This window comes from Streptomyces sp. NPDC104761, assembly GCF_055583445.1.
This window is the reverse complement of record NZ_JBVJNZ010000003.1, coordinates 453862-473249: the sequence shown is the minus strand read 5'-3', so window position 1 is coordinate 473249 and position 19388 is coordinate 453862. Positions and strand designations below refer to the sequence as shown.

Sequence of the window (19388 nt, the reverse complement as noted above, 5' to 3'; positions counted from 1 at the left end):
CGTCGGTCGACCGCGGCGCCGTCGTGGCCTGTCGCGCAGTTCCCCGCGCCCCTTTTTTAAGGTGAAGCGCTCAGAGGATCGGGAGGATCGCCGGTACCAGGTCCTGGAAGGTGCGGCCCCTGGCCGGGACGCCCAGGGCCGTCATCGTCCAGCCGGATCCCGACCGGTGCACCTTCGCCATGATCTGGGCGGTGTACTCGCCGCCGCCGTCGAGCGTGTAACGGGCGAGTTCCTGGCCGGTGGTCTCGTCGACGAGCCGGCAGAAGGCGTTCTGCACTTCCTGGAAGGTCTGCCCGGTGAAGGAGTTGACGGTGAAGATGATCTGGTCGACGTGGACCGGCACGCGCGCGAGGTCGACGAGGATGGCCTCGTCGTCGCCGCCCTGACCCGCGCCGCCGACGAGGTTGTCGCCCGTGTGGCGGACGGAGCCGTCGTCACTCACCAGGTGCCGGAAGAACACCACGTCAACGGGCTGCTTGTCGGCGAACAGCACCGCCGAGGCGTCCAGGTCGATCTCCCGGGTGCGCGAGCCGAACAGCCCGCGGCGGGGCGCCGCCTTCCAACCAAGACCCATGCGGACCGCGCTCAGGGAGCCGCCGTCCTTCTTCTCCAGGCTGATGGCCTGACCCTTGGTCATGTTGACGGTCACGGCTGTTTCCCCTCGTCGGTTGTCCCCTGCTGCCGCGGAGTCCGCGGTTGACCAAAACCCTATGCAGCGCCGCTGACAGTGCCGAACCCCGGCCCGTGCTTTGTGTCGGTCTTGCAACACTTCGCGTACTTGCCGGGGTTCGGCAGGGGATCAGAGGTCAGGCCAGGCCCGCCTCCCTCATCTGGCGCAGTTCCTTCTTCATCTCGGAGACCTCGTCACGCAGCCGGGCTGCGATCTCGAACTGCAGATCGGCGGCGGCGGCACGCATGCGCTCGGTCATCTCCTCGATCTGCTCGGCGAGTTCGGCAGCCGGGCGGTCCGTGGGCACCGCTTCCCTGGCCTTGCCCTTGGCCGCCTTGCCGGCCTTCGCACCCTTGGCCGCCTTGTCGCCCAGCGACGGCACCGGAGCCTTGGCCCCCTTGCCGTCCTTCTGCTTGCGGTAGCCCGAGCCGAGCAGCTGTTCGGTGTCGACCTCTTCGCGGGCGATCTGCGCGACGATGTCGTTGATCTTCTTCCTGAGCGGCTGCGGGTCGATGCCGTTGGCCTTGTTGTACGCGACCTGCTTCTCCCGGCGCCGGTTGGTCTCGTCGATGGCCTTCTCCATCGCCGGGGTGATCTTGTCGGCGTACATGTGGACCTCGCCGGAGACATTGCGCGCCGCGCGGCCGATGGTCTGGATCAGCGAGGTGCCCGAGCGCAGGAAGCCCTCCTTGTCGGCGTCGAGGATCGCCACCAGGGACACCTCGGGCAGGTCGAGGCCCTCCCGGAGGAGGTTGATGCCGACCAGGACGTCGTACTCGCCGGAGCGCAGCTCGCGCAGCAGCTCGACGCGGCGCAGGGTGTCGACGTCGCTGTGCAGGTAGCGCACCTGGATGCCGAGCTCCAGGAAGTAGTCGGTGAGGTCCTCGGCCATCTTCTTGGTGAGGGTGGTGACCAGGACGCGCTCGTCCTTCTCGGTGCGCTTGCGGATCTCGTGCACCAGGTCGTCGATCTGGCCCTCGGTCGGCTTGACGACGACCTCGGGGTCGACGAGACCGGTGGGGCGGATGATCTGCTCGACGACACCGTCCCCGCGGGAGAGCTCGTACGCGCCGGGGGTCGCCGACAGGTACACGGCCTGCCCGATCCGCTCCTGGAACTCCTCCCATTTCAGCGGGCGGTTGTCCAGGGCCGAGGGCAGCCGGAAGCCGTGGTCGACCAGGGTGCGCTTGCGGGAGGCGTCGCCCTCGTACATGGCGCCGATCTGCGGCACGGTGACGTGCGACTCGTCGATGACCAGGAGGAAGTCGTCCGGGAAGTAGTCGAGCAGGGTGTTCGGCGGGGAGCCGGGCAGTCGGCCGTCGAAGTGCATCGAGTAGTTCTCCACGCCGGAGCAGGTGCCGATCTGGCGGAGCATCTCGATGTCGTACGTGGTGCGCATGCGCAGCCGCTGGGCCTCCAGGAGCTTGCCCTGCTTCTCCAGCTCGGCCAGGCGCTCCCCCAGCTCCTTCTCGATGTCGTTGACGGCCCGCTCCATGCGCTCGGGTCCCGCGATGTAGTGGGAGGCCGGGAAGACGTACAGCTGCCGGTCGTCGCTGATGATCTCGCCGGTGAGCGGATGCAGGGTGGACAGCGCCTCGATCTCGTCGCCGAACATCTCGATGCGGACGGCGAGCTCCTCGTAGACCGGGAAGATCTCGATGGTGTCGCCGCGGACGCGGAAGGTGCCGCGGGTGAACGCGAGGTCGTTGCGCGTGTACTGGATGTCCACGAAGCGGCGCAGCAGGTCGTCGCGGTCGATCTCGTCGCCGACCCTCAGCGGGACCATCCGGTCGACGTACTCCTGCGGGGTACCGAGGCCGTAGATGCAGGAGACCGAGGCGACCACGATCACGTCGCGGCGCGTGAGCAGTGAGTTGGTGGCGGAGTGACGCAGCCGCTCGACCTCCTCGTTGATCGAGGAGTCCTTCTCGATGTAGGTGTCCGACTGCGGGACGTACGCCTCTGGCTGGTAGTAGTCGTAGTACGAGACGAAGTATTCGACCGCGTTGTTCGGGAGCAGCTCGCGGAACTCGTTGGCCAGCTGGGCGGCCAGCGTCTTGTTCGGCGCCATCACCAGGGTGGGGCGCTGGAGCTTCTCGATCATCCACGCGGTGGTGGCGGACTTGCCGGTGCCGGTCGCGCCGAGGAGGACGACGTCCTTCTCCCCGGCCTCGATGCGCCTGGCCAGGTCGGCGATGGCCGCCGGCTGGTCGCCGCTGGGCTGGTACGGGCTGACGACCTCGAAGGGCGCCACCGTGCGTTCGATGTGGGAAACGGGCCGCATGGGTTCCACCGTACGACCCCGCACTGACAACCGGCTCTGATCAGCGGTTCTGCGGTGCGTGCGCGCTGTGGTGGCTCTGCTGGCGGCTGACGCGGAGCTGCGGGCGGCGGCTCGGGTGGTGGGTGACCTCGTCGGCCGGGACGCCCGGCTTGTGCGCCACGCGGAGCTGGTCGGGCTTGCCCGTGACCATCAGCGGGTCGAAGATCACGACGACGGCGGCCAGGCAGAGGAAGGCCAGCGGGCCGATCAGCATGGGGGCGAGCAGGGAGGCGGGAGAGTCGCCCGGGGACGTCACGTCGGCGCCGTGCAGGTGGACGGTGAGGGCGGCCATGCCGGTGTAGTGCATGCCGCTGACGGCGAGCCCCATGACGAGGCTCGCGCCGACGCTCCACAGGAAGCCGCGGACCTGCCCGGCCGCCCACAGGGCAGAGGTGGCGGCGACGACCCCTATCACGACCGACGCGGCGACCATGAAGGTGTCGTACTGCAGGGTTCCGTTGAGGCGCAGGCCGGCCATGCCCAGGTAGTGCATCGAGGCGATGCCCAGACCGGTGATGGTGCCGCCCGTGAAGAGCGCGGTTCCGGTCGCACCCCGGTAGCCGACTATGAAGATCCCGACGCCCACCATGACGATGGCGAGGCCGAGGCTCGCGTACGTGAGGGGTTTGTCGTAGTGGATCGGCGTCTCCTTGACGCTGAAGCCCATCATGGCGACGAAGTGCATGGTCCATATGCCGGAGCCGATCGCCGCCGAGCCCAGAGCGAGCCAGGCGGGGCGCCAGGAGTGGGCCACCAGCATCGCACGGGTCGTGCAGCGCAGCCCGAGGGCGCCACCGAGGCAGGCCATCAGATAGGCCACCAGCGGGGTGACGACCCCGTAGCTGAATCCGTCGACCGTGCCCTGCATGCGCGGCTGCCCTTCACCCTTTGCGTCCCGGAATATGTGCAATACGCCCCCGTCCCAGGACCGCCCGAGCGGTCAGGGTTGACGCAGAGAGTATGACCCGCACCGGAATGGTCGAACGATTTTCCGGCAAAGAAACACGCCCTTGCCCCAGTTGTGCGGCAACGGTGAGCGGGCTTGGGCGACTCCATTCCATCTGTGGTCATCCCGCACCCGTGAGCTGTTGACTCCCTGCTGTCACTCTTGTGCTGTCCGTATTCGTTCCACGTGAGGAGTGCGCATGCACGCGCGCGCAGTCGCCGCCACGGCCACCGCGCTGCTGGGAACGGCAGCCCTGCTGAGCCCCGTCCCCGCCGCCCGGGCGGGCGACGCCGCAGAACCCACGGTGCTCGCGCACCGTGGCGCCTCCGCCTACGCCCCGGAGAACACACTGGCCGCCATCGACAAGGCCGCCGCACTGGGCTTCACCTGGGTCGAGAACGACGTCCAGCGCACCAAGGACGGCCGGCTCGTCGTCATCCACGACGACAGCCTCCGGCGCACCACCGACGCCGCGAAGGTCTTCCCCGGCCGGGCGCCGTGGAAGGTGAAGGACTTCACCGCGGCCGAGGTCGCCCGGCTGGACGCGGGCAGCTGGTTCTCCCCGTCGTACCGGGGCACGAGGGTTCCGACGCTGGCGCAGTACATGCGGCGGGTCGAGCACAACCACGAGAAGCTGCTCCTGGAGATCAAGAACCCCGAGCTGTATCCCGGCATCGAGCAGCAGGTCCTCCAGCTGCTGGGCAGCGAGGGCTGGCTGGACCGCCGGCATCTGGACCGGCTCGTCGTGCAGAGTTTCAGCGCGGACAGCCTGCGCACCGTGCACGCTCTCCGGCCGGCCGTGACGACCGGCTACCTCGGCACACCGGCCGTGGGCTCCCTGCGGCGGTACGCCGGCTTCGTGGACCTGATCAACCCCTCGGTGAACTCGGTCTCCGCCGGCTACGTACGGAACGTGCACGCGCTCAAGGGGCCGCACGGCCGGCCGCTGCGGGTCTTCACCTGGACGGTGGACGACGCGGTCACCACCTGGAAGGCCGTCGGCTACGGGGTGGACGGCATCATCACCAACAAGCCGGACGTGGTGCGGGCCGCGCTGTGCGCGAGCTGACCCGGGCCGGGGCGGCGGGCATTGTCAGTGGCGGGCCGTACGGTGGGTCCCATGGACAGCGAAGGGCAGTACGGGCAGCGGGTGGTGTGGGCCGTCGTGGGCACCGACATCGGTCCGCTGCTGCTCGCGGCGACCGGCAGCGGCCTGGTCAACGTGGTGTTCCACGCCACCGAGGCGGTACGGGAGCGGACGGTGGAGCGGCTGGCGGCCCGGCTGGGCGCCGAGCCCGTCGAGGATCCCACGGAGCCGGTGCTGGCCGAGGCGATATCCCAGCTTCGGGCGTACCTCGCGGGCCGGCGGCAGGACTTCGACCTGCCGCTGGACTGGTCGCTGATCTCCGGCTTCAACCTCCAGGTGCTGCGCGAACTGGCCGCCGGTGTCCCGTACGGCACGGTGGTCGGGTACGGCGACCTGGCGGGTCGCGTCGGGCAGCCCGGCGGGGCGCAGGCGGTGGGCGCGGCGATGGGCGCCAATCCGCTGCCGGTCGTCGTGCCCTGTCACCGGGTGGTGGAGAGCGACGGCGGGATCGGCGGGTTCGGGGGCGGTCTGGAGACCAAGCGGAAGCTGCTCGCCCTGGAGGGCGTGCTGCCCGAGCCGCTGTTCTGAGGCGCGGCCTCCGGACTCCGGCCGTGCGGCCCCCCGCCGATGCGGTCAGCCGTAGTGCCGTGCCTCGACGACGTTGCCGTCGGGGTCCCTGAAGTAGAAGTTGCGCGGAGCCGGGCCGCGGGCGCCGAAGGAGTCGTGTCCGATGTCGCTCATGGGGACGGAGTGCTCGGCGAGGCGGGCGCGCAGGGCGTCGAAGGCGTCCGACGGCAGGGACAGACAGACGTGGTTGACGGGGTGGCCCGCGCTGCCGTCGGCGCCGGGAAGGGCCGGCATGCGCTCGGCGAGGGTGCGCGGCGCGAGGTCGATGATGGTCTCCTCGGTGACACGTACGGAGGGGAAGGGCACCTCGCCGGCGGTGAACTCGGCGACCCGCAGCGGCTCCAGGCCGAGCATCCGCTCGTAGAAGCCGGCCGCGGCGGCCGGGTCGGCGACCCAGAGGACGACGTGGTCCAGACGTACCGGGTGATTCGTCATGCCGCCCAGGCTGGTGGCATCCCCCACAGGCCGCAAGCGTTTATCCGGGTACGGCCCCCGCCAGGGATGAGGGAAGACCGACGGACAGGAGGCAGGCGTGGTGCTGGTGATGTCGGAAGAGGTCGGGGAAGCGCTCGGCGCGGGCCGCGCGGTGGTGGCCCTGGAGTCCACGATCATCGCGCACGGGCTGCCGCGCCCGCGCAACCTCCAGGTGGCACTGGAGCTGGAGGAGACGGTACGGCGGGCGGGCGCGGTGCCCGCGACCATCGCGGTGCTGGACGGGCGACCCCATGTCGGTCTGGACAAGGACCAGTTGGAGCGCATCGCCAACGAGGACGGGATCCGCAAGCTGGGCCACCGCGACCTGCCGCTCGCCGTGGCCGCGGGGGCGAGCGGGGCGACCACCGTGTCGGCGACGGCGCAGCTGGCGGCGCTGGCCGGCCTCCGGGTGTTCGCGACGGGCGGCCTCGGCGGAGTGCACCGTGAGTGGACGGCGACCCAGGACGAGTCCGCCGACCTGGGTCTGCTGGCACGCACCCGGATCACGGTGGTGTGCGCGGGTGTGAAGTCGATCCTCGACGTGCCGGCGACCCTTCAGCGTCTGGAGACCCTGGGTGTGGCCGTCGCGGGCTACGGCACGGACCGCTTCCCCGGCTTCTACCTGTCCGACTCCGGGCATCCGGTCGACTGGACGCTTCGGACCCCGGAGCAGGTCGCGGACGTGATGCGGGCACAGGACGCGCTGGACGCGGCGGACTCGGCGCTGATCGTCGCCAACCCCGTCCCGGAGGCGGAGCAGCTCGACCCCGCGCTGCACGCGCGCGTGCTCGCCGACGCGTTGCACGCGTGCGAGGCGGAAGGGATCACCGGCCAGGCGGTCACGCCGTTCCTGCTCGACTATCTGGTGCGGCACACGGACGGCGCCTCGCTGGAGGCCAACCTGGCGGCCGTGCGCGGCAATGTCGGGCTGGCGGCACGGATCGCCTCGGCGTGGGCCAGGGGGTGACGACCGAACGGGCGGCGGCGCCGGGAGGGGCACTGCTGGTCGTCGGGGACGTCGTCACCGATGTGGTGGCGCGGTACCGGGGGCCGCTCGCGGTCGGCACCGACACGGCCGCCGTGATCCGGACCCTGCCGGGCGGGGCGGGCGCGAATGTGGCCTGCTGGGCGGCGCACACGGGCTGTGCGGACGTACGGCTGCTGGGTCGGGTGGGTGCGGACTCGGCGCGGTGGCACGAGCGGGAACTGGCCGCCGCCGGGGTGCGGTCCCGGCTCGTGGTGGACCCCGAGGCCGCGACGGGGACGGTGATCTGCCTGGTCGACAACGGTGCCTCGGCCGAGCGGACCTTCCTCACGGACAGCGGGGCGTCCCTGCGGCTGGAGCCCGCCGACTGGTCGGACACGCTGCTCGACGGGGTGGTCCGGCTGCATCTCTCGGGCTATCTGCTGTTCTCCGAGCCGAGCCGGGCCCTGGTGGCGACGGCGCTGGCGGCGGCCCGCGCGCGTGGCGTACCGGTGAGCCTGGACCCGGCGTCGGCCGGGTTCCTCGTGGCACTGGGCGTGGACCGCTTTCTGGCGCTCGTCGAGGGGGTCGACGTCCTGCTGCCGAGCCGGGACGAGGCCTGTCTGCTGACGGGGCTGCCCGATCCGGCGGACGCCGCGGCCAAGCTGAGCCGCCAGGTGCCGCTGGTGGTGGCCAAGGCGGGGGCCGACGGCGCGCTGGTGGCGCGGGCGGGCGGCGTCCTCGCACGCGTTCCGGCCGCGTCGGCGACGCCCCGGGACACCACGGGCGCCGGTGACGCCTTCACCGGGGCGTTCCTCGCCGCGCTGGTCGCCGGCGCGGACGCCCGGGAGGCGGCGGCGCTGGGCTGCCGGGCGGGCGCACGGGCGGTGGAACGCGTGGGTGCGAGACCGCCCGCCCGCGACTGACCCGGGCGCTGCGCTCCCGCCCCGAGCGGTGGGTCTATGCCTTGCGGCCCCACGCGGAGATCATCGGGGCGGTGGCGAGGTCCATGCTGCCCGTCGCCACGTTGGCCAGGTGCTGGTCGATGTCCTCGTCGGTGGCGAGGCCGGCCGCGACGAGCCGGTCCCGGATCTGCTGGACGGTGGCGGTCTCCAGGGCGGTGCAGGCGGGCGAGGCCACGGGGAAGTAGGCGTCGGCCGCCACGTCGTGCAGCCCGGCCTCGCGGAGCAGCCGCGGAAGTTTGCGGCCGTACGACAGGTCGGCGCCGCGTTCGGCGAGGAGCTTGCGGAAGCCCTGGCGCAGGCGGTTGGCGAGCTGCTGCTCGGGGCCGTACTCGTAGGGGCAGGTGAGGGGCTGGAGGGCCGGGTCGGCGTCCTCGATCAGCAGTCGGCCGCCGGGACGCAGGGCCTTGATCATGGCACGCAACGCCCGTTCCCGGTCCGGCACATGGACCAGGACGAGCCGGGCGTGCACCAGGTCGAAGCCTTCCCCCGGTGGCTCCTCGGCGCCCACGTCGTGGGTGCGGACCTCGACGGGCGGGTGGGCGGCCGTGGCGAGCAGCGAGGTGTCGGTGTCGGTGGCGACGACGCGTCCCGTCGGCCCCACCTTCCCGGCCAGCCAGGACACCACGGAGGTGCCGCCGGCGCCGACCTCCCAGCAGCGCCAGCCCGGTCCGAGGCCGAACGCGTCGAGGTGGCGGAAGGTGGTCGGATCGAAGAGGTCCGCGAAGGCGTCGAAACGCTGTCCGGCCTCGTTCTGGCGGTTGTCGAGAAGATATCCGTCGGCCTGTGTCATGACGCGATGATTTCAGTTGCCCGGCGCACGGCTCGGGAACCCGGGGCGGGAGTGCGGGCGGCCGGTATTCCGGCTCGGGAACACGGTCCGGAACACGGGCCGGGAGTCCGGGTGTCCACAGGCGGGAACCAACCGGAACTCGCCGTTCCCACAGGCTTACCCGCGTCTCACACCGGGCTGGCAGACTGGCCGGGCAGGGCGGGAAGCGTTGCGCGAGTGGATCCATGCAAGGAGATCCGGATGACGATGGCAGGGAATCTGCGGAAGGTCACGGGACTGGGCAGGACCGGCGGCCTGCGCAGGGTCGCGCGGCTGGCCCGGCGGCGGCCCCGCGTCGACCTGAACCATCACGCACGGTCCCCGCTGGGCTCCTCGGTGGTCAACTGCGTGACGTACGAGGAGGGGGTGCGGGTTCCGGAGTGCAGCGACCTGTTCTCCGCGGTGGAGCGGGTGCGCAAGCGGGGCGACGGGTTCGTCTGGCTGGGGCTGCACGAGCCGACGGACAGCGAGTTCGCGGGCATCGCCGAGCTGTTCGACCTGCACCCGCTGGCCGTGGAGGACGCCGTCGAGGCCCATCAGCGACCGAAGGTGGAGCGGTACGGCGAGACGCTGTTCGCGGTGTTCAAGACGGTCTGCTACGTGGAGCACGAGAAGCTGACCGCGACCAGCGAGGTGGTGGACACCGGCGAGATCATGGTGTTCGTCGGCGAGGACTTCGTGATCACGGTGCGGCACGGCCGGCACGGCTCGCTGGGGCCGCTGCGCGAGGAGCTGGAGGCCACGCCGAGCCAGCTCGCCAAGGGGCCTGCGGCGGTGCTGCACGCCATCGCGGACCACGTGGTCGACGACTACCTGAGTGTCACGGACGCGGTGCAGGGCGACATCGACCAGGTCGAGGCGGCCGTCTTCGCGGAGAACGGCGCGCGGACCGACCCGGGCCGGATCTACCAGATGAAGCGGGAGCTCCTGGAGCTGAAGCGGGCGGTGGTGCCGCTCGGCCGGCCGATGGAGGAGCTGACCACCCGGCCGATACGGGTGATCTCCCCGGAGATACAGGCCTACTTCAGGGATGTGCTCGACCATCTGATGCGGGCGAAGGAGCAGATCGCGGCTTTCGACGAGTTGCTCAACTCCATCCTCCAGGCGCATCTGGCGCAGGTGACGGTCGCGCAGAACGAGGACATGCGGAAGATCACGGCCTGGGCCGCGGTGATCGCCGTGCCGACGATGGTGTGCGGTGTGTACGGCATGAACTTCGATCACATGCCGGAACTGCACTGGCGGTTCGGCTACCCGCTCGTCATCGGCGTCATATCCGTGGCGTGCCTGGTGCTGTACCGCGGCTTCAGGCGCAACGGCTGGCTCTGAGCCGCCCGGCCGCACCCGTCCTGAGCGGGGCCCCGGTCCGGTCCCGCCGCGGGGTCGCTCAGCCGTTCCACGCCGGATGCCGCGGGTCGTCGGCGCGGACCAGGACGTCGGCCGTGCCGGCGGGGTCGGTCTCGGCCGCGTAACGCTCGAAGGCGGGGAGGGTCCAGTGATCGGCCTCGGGGGTACGGCGGCGCAGGGCGCCCGGAGTGAGGAGGAGGTGGACGGTCAGGTCGAACGGGAACCAGTGCCGCAGCAGGAGCGGCCCGTGCAGCAGCAGGAGGCCGCCGGGAGGGAGTTGGACATAGGGGCTGCGGGTGGCGCGGTCGGTGGCCGGGTCCCACAGATCGGGCAGCACGCGGCCGGTCCCGCCGGGGTCGAGAGGGCCGAAGACCTCCCGCCACAGGGCGTTGGTGTCGAACCAGCCGCCGTAGTACGACTCCGCGTCGCGCCTGCCGTGCTCCAGGCGCAGCGAGGCGGGGCGCAGGAAACCCTCGGCGCCCACGACGAGCGACGGCCGGCCCCGTACGCGCAGCGCCTCACCGACGCGCTCCGCCAGGTCGCCGGGCCGGGCGGCCGGGGCGCCGTCGAAGGCGACGCGTGGCCAGGCGCTCCCGTCGGCGGGCTTCAGTTCGGCCAGCCGCTCGGCGAGACGCTCGGCGAGCCGGTCCCAGGTGATCGCTTCGAGTCGCACAGGATCATGATGCCGGGTCGGCCGTTCGGGAGGCCGTGGGTGGTTGCGGAGCGGGACACCGGTGACGGTCGGCGGGACGGACCGCGAGCCGGGCGGGAGGCTGCCGGCGCCGGCCCGGCAGGGGCGCGAACGACGTGAGATCAGTCCTCGGGGAGGGGAAAGTACCGCATATGACGCGCCTCGCAACTCCCCCACACCACGGCGGACTTCTGGTTGTTCAGCCGCTGCGGCACAAACGGTGTGCGGCATGCAGGCGGGGGCCGTTGTCGCTGCTGGTGGTGGAGGACGGCGTGCCGCGGTGCCTCGAGTGCGCCGATCTCGGGCATCTGGTGTTCCTGCCCCGGGGCGACGCGGCGCTGACCCGGCGGTCGCGGGAGGAGAGCACGCTGTCGGCGGTGGTGGTCCGGTTCAACCGTCGCAGGAGCCGGTACGAGCGACAGGGCGTCCTGGTCGAGGAGGCCGCGCTGGCCCGGGCCGAGACGCGGTGCCTGGCCGACGCCGAGGCACGGCGGCGACGCCGGGCGCGGGACGCGAAGCGGCGGGCGGCCGAGGACGTGCGGTTCACGGAGGCGTTCGCGGCGGAGATCCTGCGTCTGTTCCCGGGCTGCCCGGTGGAGCGGGCGAGGGCGATCGCGGCCCACGCGTCGGTACGGGGCAGCGGGCGGGTCGGGCGGACCGCGGCCGGGCGGGCGCTGACGCAGGGAGCGGTGGTCTCGGCGGTGGTGGCGGGGGTACGACACGTGGACACGCCGTACGACCAGTTGCTGATGAGCGGGGTGCCGCGGTACGAGGCGCGGCGGCGGATCGCGCGGACGGTGGAGGCGGTGCTGCGGGAGTGGGAGGCCGGGGTGACGATCCGCCTCACCGGGTGACGGCGGGCGGGGACCCGGACGCGGTGGCGGGCAGGAACCGGGCCGTGGTGGCCGACACGAGCAGGGACGGAGGTGGAGGTGAATCCGGTCGGATGTGTATGTGGACGGGCCTCACAGTCATGGGGAGGGGTGACCCATGGGCATTGATCAAAGAGGCGGAGGCTTCCCGGGGCGAGAGTGGGTGTGGTGGTCGTGATCGACGGGCCGTATTACGTGCTGGTCCTGTTGGGGGTGCTGGGGGCCGGGCTGATGGCGGGGGTGTTCTGCGGGTTCTCGACCTTCGTGATGCGCGGACTGACCTCGTTGCCGCCGACGGAGGGGGTCACCGCGATGAACGCGATCAACCGGGCGGCCCTGACCCCGGTGTTCATGCTGGTGTTCGCGGGGTCGGCGGTGGTGTGCGCGATGATCGCGGTGGTCACGTTCGTGGTCTGGCCGGATGACGGGAAGGTGGCGCTGCTGCTGGGGAGCGGACTGTATCTGTTCGGTTCCTTCGGGCTGACCGTGGTGGCCAACGTGCCGCGGAACGAGGCGCTGGCCAGGCTGGAGCCGGGCACCCCGGAGGCCGTCTCCTACTGGCCGGTGTACGTGCGTGAGTGGACGTTCTGGAACCACGTGCGCACGGTCGCGGCGGCCGCGGCGGCGGTCGTCTATGTTCTGGCCCTGTCCTGAGGGTGGCCTGAGGGTGGCGTGGGAGCCCGTCGGCCCCCGCCCGGACACAGGCTGGACAGGGGCTGGATCCCGTCTGGCACCGGCCTGGCAGCCGGCTGGCTCCCCGCTGAGGAAACCCCCGCCAGAAAGCGCTCTCGGCCACTCTGCGGGCGTACCCGAGGGGACGTATCGTGGCCGAAAGAGTGCCGCCCGATGACGCACGGCCTGGGGTACCGCACGCGAGGAAGACGACCATGGCCGATCCCAAGGGGTTCATGACCACGCCGCGCGAGGAGTGGCCGCGGCGGCCCGTCGAGGAGCGGGTCCGGGACTGGGACGAGGTGTACGTCCCCGGCGCGCTGCTGCCGATCATCAGCAAGCAGGCGGACCGCTGCATGGACTGCGGGGTGCCGTTCTGTCACGACGCGTGTCCGCTGGGCAACCTCATCCCGGAGTGGAACGACCTGGTGTCGCGGGAGGACTGGCGGGCGGCGAGCGACCGGCTGCACGCCACGAACAACTTCCCCGAGTTCACCGGACGGTTGTGCCCGGCGCCGTGCGAGGCGGGGTGTGTGCTCGCGATCAACCAGCCCGCGGTCACGATCAAGAACGTCGAGTGCGCCATCGCGGACCGCGCCTGGGCGGAGGGGTTCGCCTCGCCGCGGCCGCCGGACCGGCTGTCCGGGCGGACCGTGGCGGTGATCGGGTCCGGGCCGACGGGGCTCGCGGCGGCACAGCAGCTGACCCGGGCCGGGCACACGGTGGCCGTGTACGAGAAGGACGACCGGCTCGGCGGGCTGATGCGGTACGGCATCCCGGAGTTCAAGATGGAGAAGCGCCATCTGGAGCGGCGGCTGGGCCAGATGCGGGCCGAGGGGACGAAGTTCCGTACGTCGGTGGCGGTCGGGCGGGACCTGCGGGCGGCGGAACTGCGGGCCCGGTACGACGCGGTCGTGATAGCGACCGGGGCGACGGCGTGGCGGGAACTTTCGGTGCCGGGCCGTGAGTTGGACGGAGTACACCAGGCGATGGAGTATCTGCCGCTGTCCAACCGGGTGTGCGAGGGCGATCTGGCCGAGTCGCCGATGTCGGCGGCCGGGAAACATGTGGTGATCGTGGGCGGGGGTGACACGGGGGCGGACTGTCTGGGGACGGCGTTGCGGGAGCGGGCCGCGTCGGTGACCCAGCTGGACATCTACGCGCAGCCGGGCGTGGAGCGGGACGAGGACATCGAGCCGTGGCCGACGTATCCGAAGATCTACCGGCTGTCGGCGGCGCACGAGGAGGCGCGGGACCTGGAGACGGCGCCCTCGGCGGACGCGGACGCCCGGTTGTTCGCGGCCTCGACGCTCCGTTTCACGGGTGACGGCAGCGGGCACGTGCGGTCGCTGCACCTGGTGGAGGTGGACCAGGCGCGGCTGCCGGTGCCGGGGACCGGACGGACGCTCCCGGCCGACCTGGTGCTGCTGGCGCTCGGTTTCTCCGGGCCCGACCGGGAGGACGGGCTCATCGACCAGCTGGGGGTGGCGACGGAGCCGCGCGGCACCATCTCCCGGGACGCGGGGTTCGCCACGAACGTACCGGGCGTGTTCGCCGCCGGGGACGCGGCTCGCGGGCAGTCGCTGATCGTGTGGGCGATCGCCGAGGGGCGGGCGGTGGCGGCGGCCGTCGACCACTACCTGACGGGGAGTTCGCAACTGCCCTGGCCCATATCGCCGCACGACCGGCCGATGACCGTGTAGCCGCCGAGGGAGGCACCGGCACAGGGAGGCACGGTGACGCTCGTGCCCCCCAGCTCCGGGTGCCAGATCACGAGGCACTCCGTAGACGTCTGACACGGACGATGATCAATTCAGCACCATTACAAAGAACGTGAACAAGAACAAAGAGAAGACACGAAAGGCGGGAAAGCAGGCAGAAGGAGACAGGGAAGTCAGGAGAGCAGGAAGTCGGCCTCCCCCGCCTTGGCGCCCTCGATGAAGGCCGTCATCTCGTCCGTGGTGTAGATCAGCGCCGGGCCGTCCGGGTCGGTCGACTGGCGGACGGCGATCCGGCCGTCGGCCAGCTTCATCGCCTCCAGGCAGTTGCCCCCGTTGCCGCCGCTCCACGGCTTGTGCCAGCCCTCGCTGCCCAGTTCCCGGGCAGGCATGCCGTTGTAGATCCGCTCGGTGCGGTTCCGCGGCCCGGACTGGGGCTTTATGCGATCCATTCACAGCTCCTTGCGGAGATCCCGCAGGATCTCCTTCGTGCGTTGTGCCGTAGCGGCCTGCGCCGCCATGCGGTCCATGACTTCGAGGTGGGTCGCCACCTCGGTGCGCGCGTCCAGGTAGACGGCGCCGGTCAGGTACTCGCTGTAGACCATGTCCGGCAGTTCGGGCATGGCGAATCGGAACAGCACGAAGGGCCCGTACGTCCCCGGGTGCGGCCCGTTGGAGAACGGGGCGACCTGGAGCGTCACATTGGGCAGCTTCGTGACGTCGAGCAGTCGGTCGATCTGCGCGCGCATCACCTCCGGACCGCCGACCGGGCGGCGCAGGGCGGTCTCGTCCATCACCGCCCAGAAGCGGGGGGCGTCGGTACGGGTGAGCAGTTGCTGGCGTTGCATGCGCAGGGCGACGTGGCGTTCGATCTCCTCCGGCTCGGTCTGGCCGACGGCGCCGGACTTCAGCACCCCGCGCGCGTAGTCCTCGGTCTGCAGAAGTCCGGGCACGAAGTGCGGCTCGTAGGAGCGGATCAGGGCGGCCGCGCCCTCCAGGCTCACGTACATCGAGAACCAGCTCGGCAGGATGTCGTGGAACCGCTGCCACCAGCCGGGCCTGTTGGCATCCTCGGCGAGGCGGACGAAGAGGTCGGCCTCGTCGTCGCTCACCCCGTAGGCCTTCAGGAGCAGTTGGAGGTACGGGATCTTGAGGGCGACCTCGGCCATCTCCATCCGGCGGACCGTGGCGGGCGCCACGCGCAGCACGCGGGCGGCCTCCTCACGCTTGAGCCCCGCGCGTTCCCGCAGGTCGAGGAGGCGCCGGCCGAGGACCACCTGGCCCACCGTCGGCGCGGACCGCGGCTCGCTCACGCTCCACCTCCACGAAGTTCCCTGTTCCCGGGCCGGGTTCGCCGGCGCCCCGGCCGTCACACACATACACGGTCACGCACACACGCGGTCACGCACCTACAGGTGTCACCCCGCATGCTGACAGCCCAGCGGCGCCATTCGAAGACTCATTCGAGGATCCGACAGGATGACCGGAAGCAACCAAGAGGACCGAATGGGCCGGAACAGCCGGAACATCCTGCTCGGTCGCATCGGTCGTATCGGTCGCATTGGCCGGATCGGTCCGTCGGATCCTCGCTGATCCCAACTGGCGCCGCTCGACATGCTGTTGCGAGCAGTGTGCCACGGCCCTTCACCGCGTCACACAGCACTCTGCATTTTCCAGAGTGACACTTGCCAAGTGTTCACGGCGGGGAGATAGTGGCAAGCGTGATTCCGTCCGCGCCCTTAGGAACAGACGCCGCCGCAGACCGGTTCGGTCTCGGCGCTGATGGGGGTCCTCCCGTGCGAACTCGTTCGAGCGCGGAGGAGGCAGCCGGCTCCGGTGAGGGCACTGCCAGGCGCCGGTTCCGGTTCGAACTGGCCGCTCATCCGGGTTCCCCCGCCCAGGCGAGACGCCTGGTGCGTGCCCGGCTGACCGGCTGGTCGGTCTGCGCGGACACCTGTGACACCGCCGTTCTCGTCATATCCGAGCTGGTCACCAACGCGATCGTGCACACCGCGAGCAGTCGCGTCGTGTGCGAGTTGCACGACCACGACGACACGGTGCGCATCGCCGTGCAGGACGAGGGCTGTGCGCCCGACGAGCCCCACCCGTCCCCGCAGCGCCCGGAGGAGGAGCACGGGAGGGGGTTGCTCCTCGTCGAGGCGCTGTGCCAGGCCTGGGGGGCTCAGGAGCACGCGTCCGGGCTGCTGGTCTGGGCGGAGCTGCCGCGGCGGACCGACGTGGCCCGGACCGAGGTGGCCCGGACCGGCGCCGCCTGGACCGGTGACGCCTGGACCGGTGACGCCCGGGACGCCGCCGAGCCGTGCAACGACCTGGGCTGGGGCGCGCGCCCCGAGCCCGGTCCGTCGCGCGGCTCGTCCCACGAACCGGCGCACACGCCGGCGCCCAGGCCGTCGCCGGACTCCGGCGCGGCGGGGCGGGCCGAGGCGCTGCCGGCGCCCCGGCGGAGGCAGCCGTGAACGGCGCGTCCGGCTCCGGCCACGCGCTGGGTCTCGACACGCTGATCCGCCTGAGGCGGGACCGGCGGCCGTCGTCCGCGGGTGGTGCCGGTGGGTCGTTCCCGGTGCCCGAGGGCATGACGGCGCCACTGGGCTGCGACGCGGTGGCGGTACCGGCACGGCTCGGGCCACTGGTGGTACCGCGGCTGCCGCGGGTGGGATGCGTGTACGCCGATGGCACGCGCTGGTGGTGGATCGTCCCGACGGACTCCGACGACGCCCTCACCTGGCCCGCCCCGGCCCACTACGGCCGGGGCGCCCCGCTTCCCGGCACCGCCCGCCTGATCCACCGCCCCGAGGGCACGGTGCCGTACACCCCGCCGATCCCGCTGTACCTCGCGCTGTGCCGGGTGACCGGCACGACACCGGAGTGGTCCCGCCCCCTGAGCGCGTGACGCTGCGCTGCCTCGGCCCACAGGGCGGACGTCCCGGTCCGCACACCCGCGTGCACTCCCCGCGGCTCGCGCCTGCCTCGGGCCCTACCCTCCCGCGCTCCCCCGCGGCTCGGACCTGACTCGGTCCGTACCCCTCGCGCACTCCCCCGCGCCCCGCGAGCCTCGTCGCGCGCCCTGCCCGGTGGCGGCCGCGCCCGCGATAGTGGCCGTTCGTCCACGGACACGGCCACTGCCACCGACGGACACGGACGGGTGCGGGCATGGCCATGGCCACGGTCTCGGCTCCGGGGGAGGATCGCGGTGAGGAAGAGGCGGGACACGGCGGCGCCCGAGACGTCGGAGTCCGAGCAACTGCTGTTCGGCGGGCCGCTCCGCTACGACATGGGGTGGAGCCAGCACGGCAACGCCTTCCTGGAGCTGGACTTCCGCGCCATGATGACCCGGCTGCCCGGCATGCTCGCGTCCAGTCTGCGGCTGGCCCGGCAGGCGGACGCCGGGGCCACGCGGATCGTGCTGGCCGCGCAGGTGGGCGTCGGGGTGGCCCAGGCCGTGAGCCTGCTCGCCGTCAACAGCGTGCTCGGCCGGCTGATCGGCACCGGCACCATCGGGGAACGGCTGCGCGGCGCCGCCCCCGCCCTGGTGGCCATGGCCGCCGTCATGTTCGTGGCCGCCCTGCTGCGCGCCGCGTCCACGTACGCCACCGGCCGCCTGGAGCCCAAGGTCGAGCGGGTGGCGACCGAGACCTACCTGGAACGGGCCGCGGCCGTCGAACTCGCCGCGATCGAGGACCACGCCTTCCACAAACTGCTGGACACCGCGCAGTACGGCGCCTCCTCGGCGCGCCGCATGATCATGTACGGCACGCGCGTGGTGAACGCGATGATCTCGCTGATCACCGCGGCCGGGGTGCTGACGGTGCTGCACCCGGCCCTGCTCCCGCTGCTGATCACGATGACGATCCCGAGCGCCTGGGGCGCCCTGACCAACGCCAGGCGCCGCTACGAGTCGTTCCACACCTGGGTGCAGCACGCCCGCGCCGGCCACCTGATCAGCGCCCTGCTCACCGAGCCCGAGGCGGCGCCGGAGATCCGGGTGCACGGGGTCGGCCCGTTCCTGCTGCGGCACTACCGGGCGATGTCGGAGACGGCGGAGGCGGAACAGGCCCGGCTGGCCCGGCTCGCGGCCCGTACCGGCCTGATCGCGGCGGCCTGGACCGGCCTCGCGACCGTCGCGACGTACGCGACGCTCGGCGGGCTGCTGCTGAGCGGGGCGATGGCCCTGTCGGTGGCCGGTACGGCGGTGATCGCGATCCGCAGCGGCTCGGCGAGCCTCAACACCCTCGTGCTGGAGATCAACACGCTGCACGAGGAGGCCCTGTTCGTGGGCGACCTGGAGCGGCTGTACGTCGAGGCGGCACAGCGGGCGATCCCGCTCGGCGGTGACCCGCTGCCCGAGGATCCCCAGGAGATCCGCTTCGAGAACGTCACCTTCACCTATCCGAGTGATCATCCGGACGAGACCGTCCGCCCCGCCCTGGACGACGTCACGCTCAGCATCCCCCTCGGCCGGATCATCGCCCTGGTCGGTGAGAACGGTTCCGGCAAGACCACCCTGGTCAAGCTGCTGGCCGGGCTGTACCAGCCGGACCGCGGCCGCATCCTGTGGGACGGCGTCGACGCGGCCCGGGCCGACCGGCAGCGGCTCGCCGAACGGATCGCCATGGTCGCCCAGAACTTCAAGCGCTGGCCGTTCACCGCCAAGGTCAACGTGGCCGTCGGCCGCTCGTCGGCGCCGCTCACCGACGAGCGGCTGGCCGCGTCGGTCGCGGAGGCGGGCGCACAGGAGGTGGTCGAGGACCTGCCGCGCGGTCTGGACACCCTGCTGGCCCGCCACTTCAGCGGCGGGCACGAACTGTCCGGCGGCCAGTGGCAGCGGCTGGGGATCGCGCGGGCCGCCTACCGGCGCGGTCACATCCTGATCGTGGACGAGCCGACGGCCGCCCTGGACGCGCGGGCCGAGCTGGAGGTCTTCGAGAAGATCCGCGCACTGGCGGGCAACGGGCAGACCGTCGTGCTGATCACCCACCGGCTGGCGTCGGTCCGCCACGCGGATCTGGTGCACGTCCTCGACCAGGGCCGGCTGGTGGAGTCGGGTACCCCCGACGAACTCCTGGCGAGCGGCGGGGTCTACGCGGAGCTGTACGCGCTCCAGGCGGATCAGTTCACGGCGAAACTACCGGCCCGTAAAGCGGGTTAGCGGTCCACGGGCGGTCAGCCGCCAGCCGTCGACGGG

General features: G+C 71.7%; 19 protein-coding genes. 11 read left to right on the top strand and 8 right to left on the bottom strand.

The window, feature by feature from the left end; genetic code table 11:
* Positions 1–70: 70 nt before the first annotated feature.
* From ACZ63F_RS11885 to ACZ63F_RS11875, 3 genes are all read right to left on the bottom strand, one after another.
* Positions 71–649, bottom strand: coding sequence for a TerD family protein (locus ACZ63F_RS11885; RefSeq protein WP_093504447.1), 579 nt, complete (start codon positions 647–649; stop codon positions 71–73).
* A 157-nt stretch (positions 650–806) separates the two neighbouring features.
* Positions 807–2954 (bottom strand): excinuclease ABC subunit UvrB, encoded by a 2148-nt coding sequence (uvrB, locus tag ACZ63F_RS11880; RefSeq protein WP_469710275.1) that lies wholly within the window; start codon positions 2952–2954, stop codon positions 807–809.
* Between the two features lie 40 nt (positions 2955–2994).
* Entirely contained in the window at positions 2995–3861 is an 867-nt protein-coding gene (locus tag ACZ63F_RS11875; RefSeq protein ID WP_469710274.1) for an MHYT domain-containing protein, read from the bottom strand.
* Between the two features lie 277 nt (positions 3862–4138).
* On the opposite strand from ACZ63F_RS11875, the gene ACZ63F_RS11870 reads away from it, so the two are divergent.
* Both ACZ63F_RS11870 and ACZ63F_RS11865 read left to right on the top strand, forming a co-directional pair.
* Positions 4139–5008, top strand: coding sequence for a glycerophosphodiester phosphodiesterase (locus ACZ63F_RS11870; RefSeq protein ID WP_469710273.1), 870 nt, complete (start codon positions 4139–4141; stop codon positions 5006–5008).
* 51 nt (positions 5009–5059) lie between these two features.
* Positions 5060–5614, top strand: a complete 555-nt coding sequence (locus ACZ63F_RS11865; RefSeq protein ID WP_469710272.1) for a methylated-DNA--[protein]-cysteine S-methyltransferase — start codon at positions 5060–5062, stop codon at positions 5612–5614.
* A gap of 45 nt (positions 5615–5659) precedes the next feature.
* Here the strand turns inward: ACZ63F_RS11865 and ACZ63F_RS11860 are convergent, their stop codons facing one another.
* Positions 5660–6088, bottom strand: a complete 429-nt coding sequence (locus tag ACZ63F_RS11860; protein WP_469710271.1) for a VOC family protein — start codon at positions 6086–6088, stop codon at positions 5660–5662.
* Positions 6089–6185: 97 nt separating this feature from the next.
* Here ACZ63F_RS11860 and ACZ63F_RS11855 point away from each other — a divergent pair, with 97 nt between their 5' ends.
* Both ACZ63F_RS11855 and ACZ63F_RS11850 read left to right on the top strand, forming a co-directional pair.
* Positions 6186–7094: a pseudouridine-5'-phosphate glycosidase gene (locus ACZ63F_RS11855; protein WP_469710270.1), complete on the top strand. Its 909-nt coding sequence runs from the start codon at positions 6186–6188 to the stop codon at positions 7092–7094.
* Complete coding sequence (locus ACZ63F_RS11850) at positions 7079–8017, top strand: carbohydrate kinase family protein (protein ID WP_469710269.1); 939 nt, start codon at positions 7079–7081, stop codon at positions 8015–8017. Before ACZ63F_RS11855 ends, ACZ63F_RS11850 begins: the two co-directional genes overlap by 16 nt.
* A gap of 34 nt (positions 8018–8051) precedes the next feature.
* Here ACZ63F_RS11850 and ACZ63F_RS11845 read toward each other — a convergent pair whose 3' ends face one another.
* Positions 8052–8846, bottom strand: coding sequence for a methyltransferase domain-containing protein (locus ACZ63F_RS11845; RefSeq protein WP_469710268.1), 795 nt, complete (start codon positions 8844–8846; stop codon positions 8052–8054).
* Positions 8847–9086: 240 nt separating this feature from the next.
* On the opposite strand from ACZ63F_RS11845, the gene ACZ63F_RS11840 reads away from it, so the two are divergent.
* Complete coding sequence (locus ACZ63F_RS11840) at positions 9087–10214, top strand: magnesium and cobalt transport protein CorA (RefSeq protein WP_469710267.1); 1128 nt, start codon at positions 9087–9089, stop codon at positions 10212–10214.
* 58 nt (positions 10215–10272) lie between these two features.
* Here ACZ63F_RS11840 and ACZ63F_RS11835 read toward each other — a convergent pair whose 3' ends face one another.
* Entirely contained in the window at positions 10273–10905 is a 633-nt protein-coding gene (locus ACZ63F_RS11835; protein ID WP_352355447.1) for a nucleoside/nucleotide kinase family protein, read from the bottom strand.
* 170 nt (positions 10906–11075) lie between these two features.
* Between ACZ63F_RS11835 and ACZ63F_RS11830 the strand changes: the two genes are divergently transcribed.
* From ACZ63F_RS11830 to ACZ63F_RS11820, 3 genes are all read left to right on the top strand, one after another.
* Complete coding sequence (locus tag ACZ63F_RS11830; RefSeq protein ID WP_469710266.1) at positions 11076–11777, top strand: DUF2293 domain-containing protein; 702 nt, start codon at positions 11076–11078, stop codon at positions 11775–11777.
* A 192-nt stretch (positions 11778–11969) separates the two neighbouring features.
* A complete protein-coding gene (locus ACZ63F_RS11825) occupies positions 11970–12449 on the top strand; it encodes an anthrone oxygenase family protein (RefSeq protein WP_469710539.1) in 480 nt (159 codons plus the stop codon).
* A 233-nt stretch (positions 12450–12682) separates the two neighbouring features.
* Positions 12683–14170 (top strand): glutamate synthase subunit beta, encoded by a 1488-nt coding sequence (locus ACZ63F_RS11820; protein ID WP_469710265.1) that lies wholly within the window; start codon positions 12683–12685, stop codon positions 14168–14170.
* A 191-nt stretch (positions 14171–14361) separates the two neighbouring features.
* Here ACZ63F_RS11820 and ACZ63F_RS11815 read toward each other — a convergent pair whose 3' ends face one another.
* Together ACZ63F_RS11815 and ACZ63F_RS11810 are read right to left on the bottom strand one after the other, a co-directional pair.
* Positions 14362–14637 (bottom strand): DUF397 domain-containing protein, encoded by a 276-nt coding sequence (locus ACZ63F_RS11815; protein WP_089100964.1) that lies wholly within the window; start codon positions 14635–14637, stop codon positions 14362–14364.
* Entirely contained in the window at positions 14638–15498 is an 861-nt protein-coding gene (locus ACZ63F_RS11810) for a helix-turn-helix domain-containing protein (RefSeq protein WP_469710264.1), read from the bottom strand.
* Positions 15499–15897: 399 nt separating this feature from the next.
* Here ACZ63F_RS11810 and ACZ63F_RS11805 point away from each other — a divergent pair, with 399 nt between their 5' ends.
* From ACZ63F_RS11805 to ACZ63F_RS11795, 3 genes are all read left to right on the top strand, one after another.
* Positions 15898–16662 (top strand): ATP-binding protein, encoded by a 765-nt coding sequence (locus ACZ63F_RS11805; RefSeq protein WP_469710263.1) that lies wholly within the window; start codon positions 15898–15900, stop codon positions 16660–16662.
* The gene (locus ACZ63F_RS11800; RefSeq protein ID WP_469710262.1) at positions 16659–17096 is read left to right on the top strand and encodes a hypothetical protein; all 438 of its coding nucleotides are present in this window, start codon (positions 16659–16661) and stop codon (positions 17094–17096) included. Before ACZ63F_RS11805 ends, ACZ63F_RS11800 begins: the two co-directional genes overlap by 4 nt.
* A gap of 300 nt (positions 17097–17396) precedes the next feature.
* Positions 17397–19352, top strand: coding sequence for an ABC transporter ATP-binding protein (locus ACZ63F_RS11795; RefSeq protein WP_469710261.1), 1956 nt, complete (start codon positions 17397–17399; stop codon positions 19350–19352).
* The last annotated feature ends 36 nt before the right edge of the window (positions 19353–19388 follow it).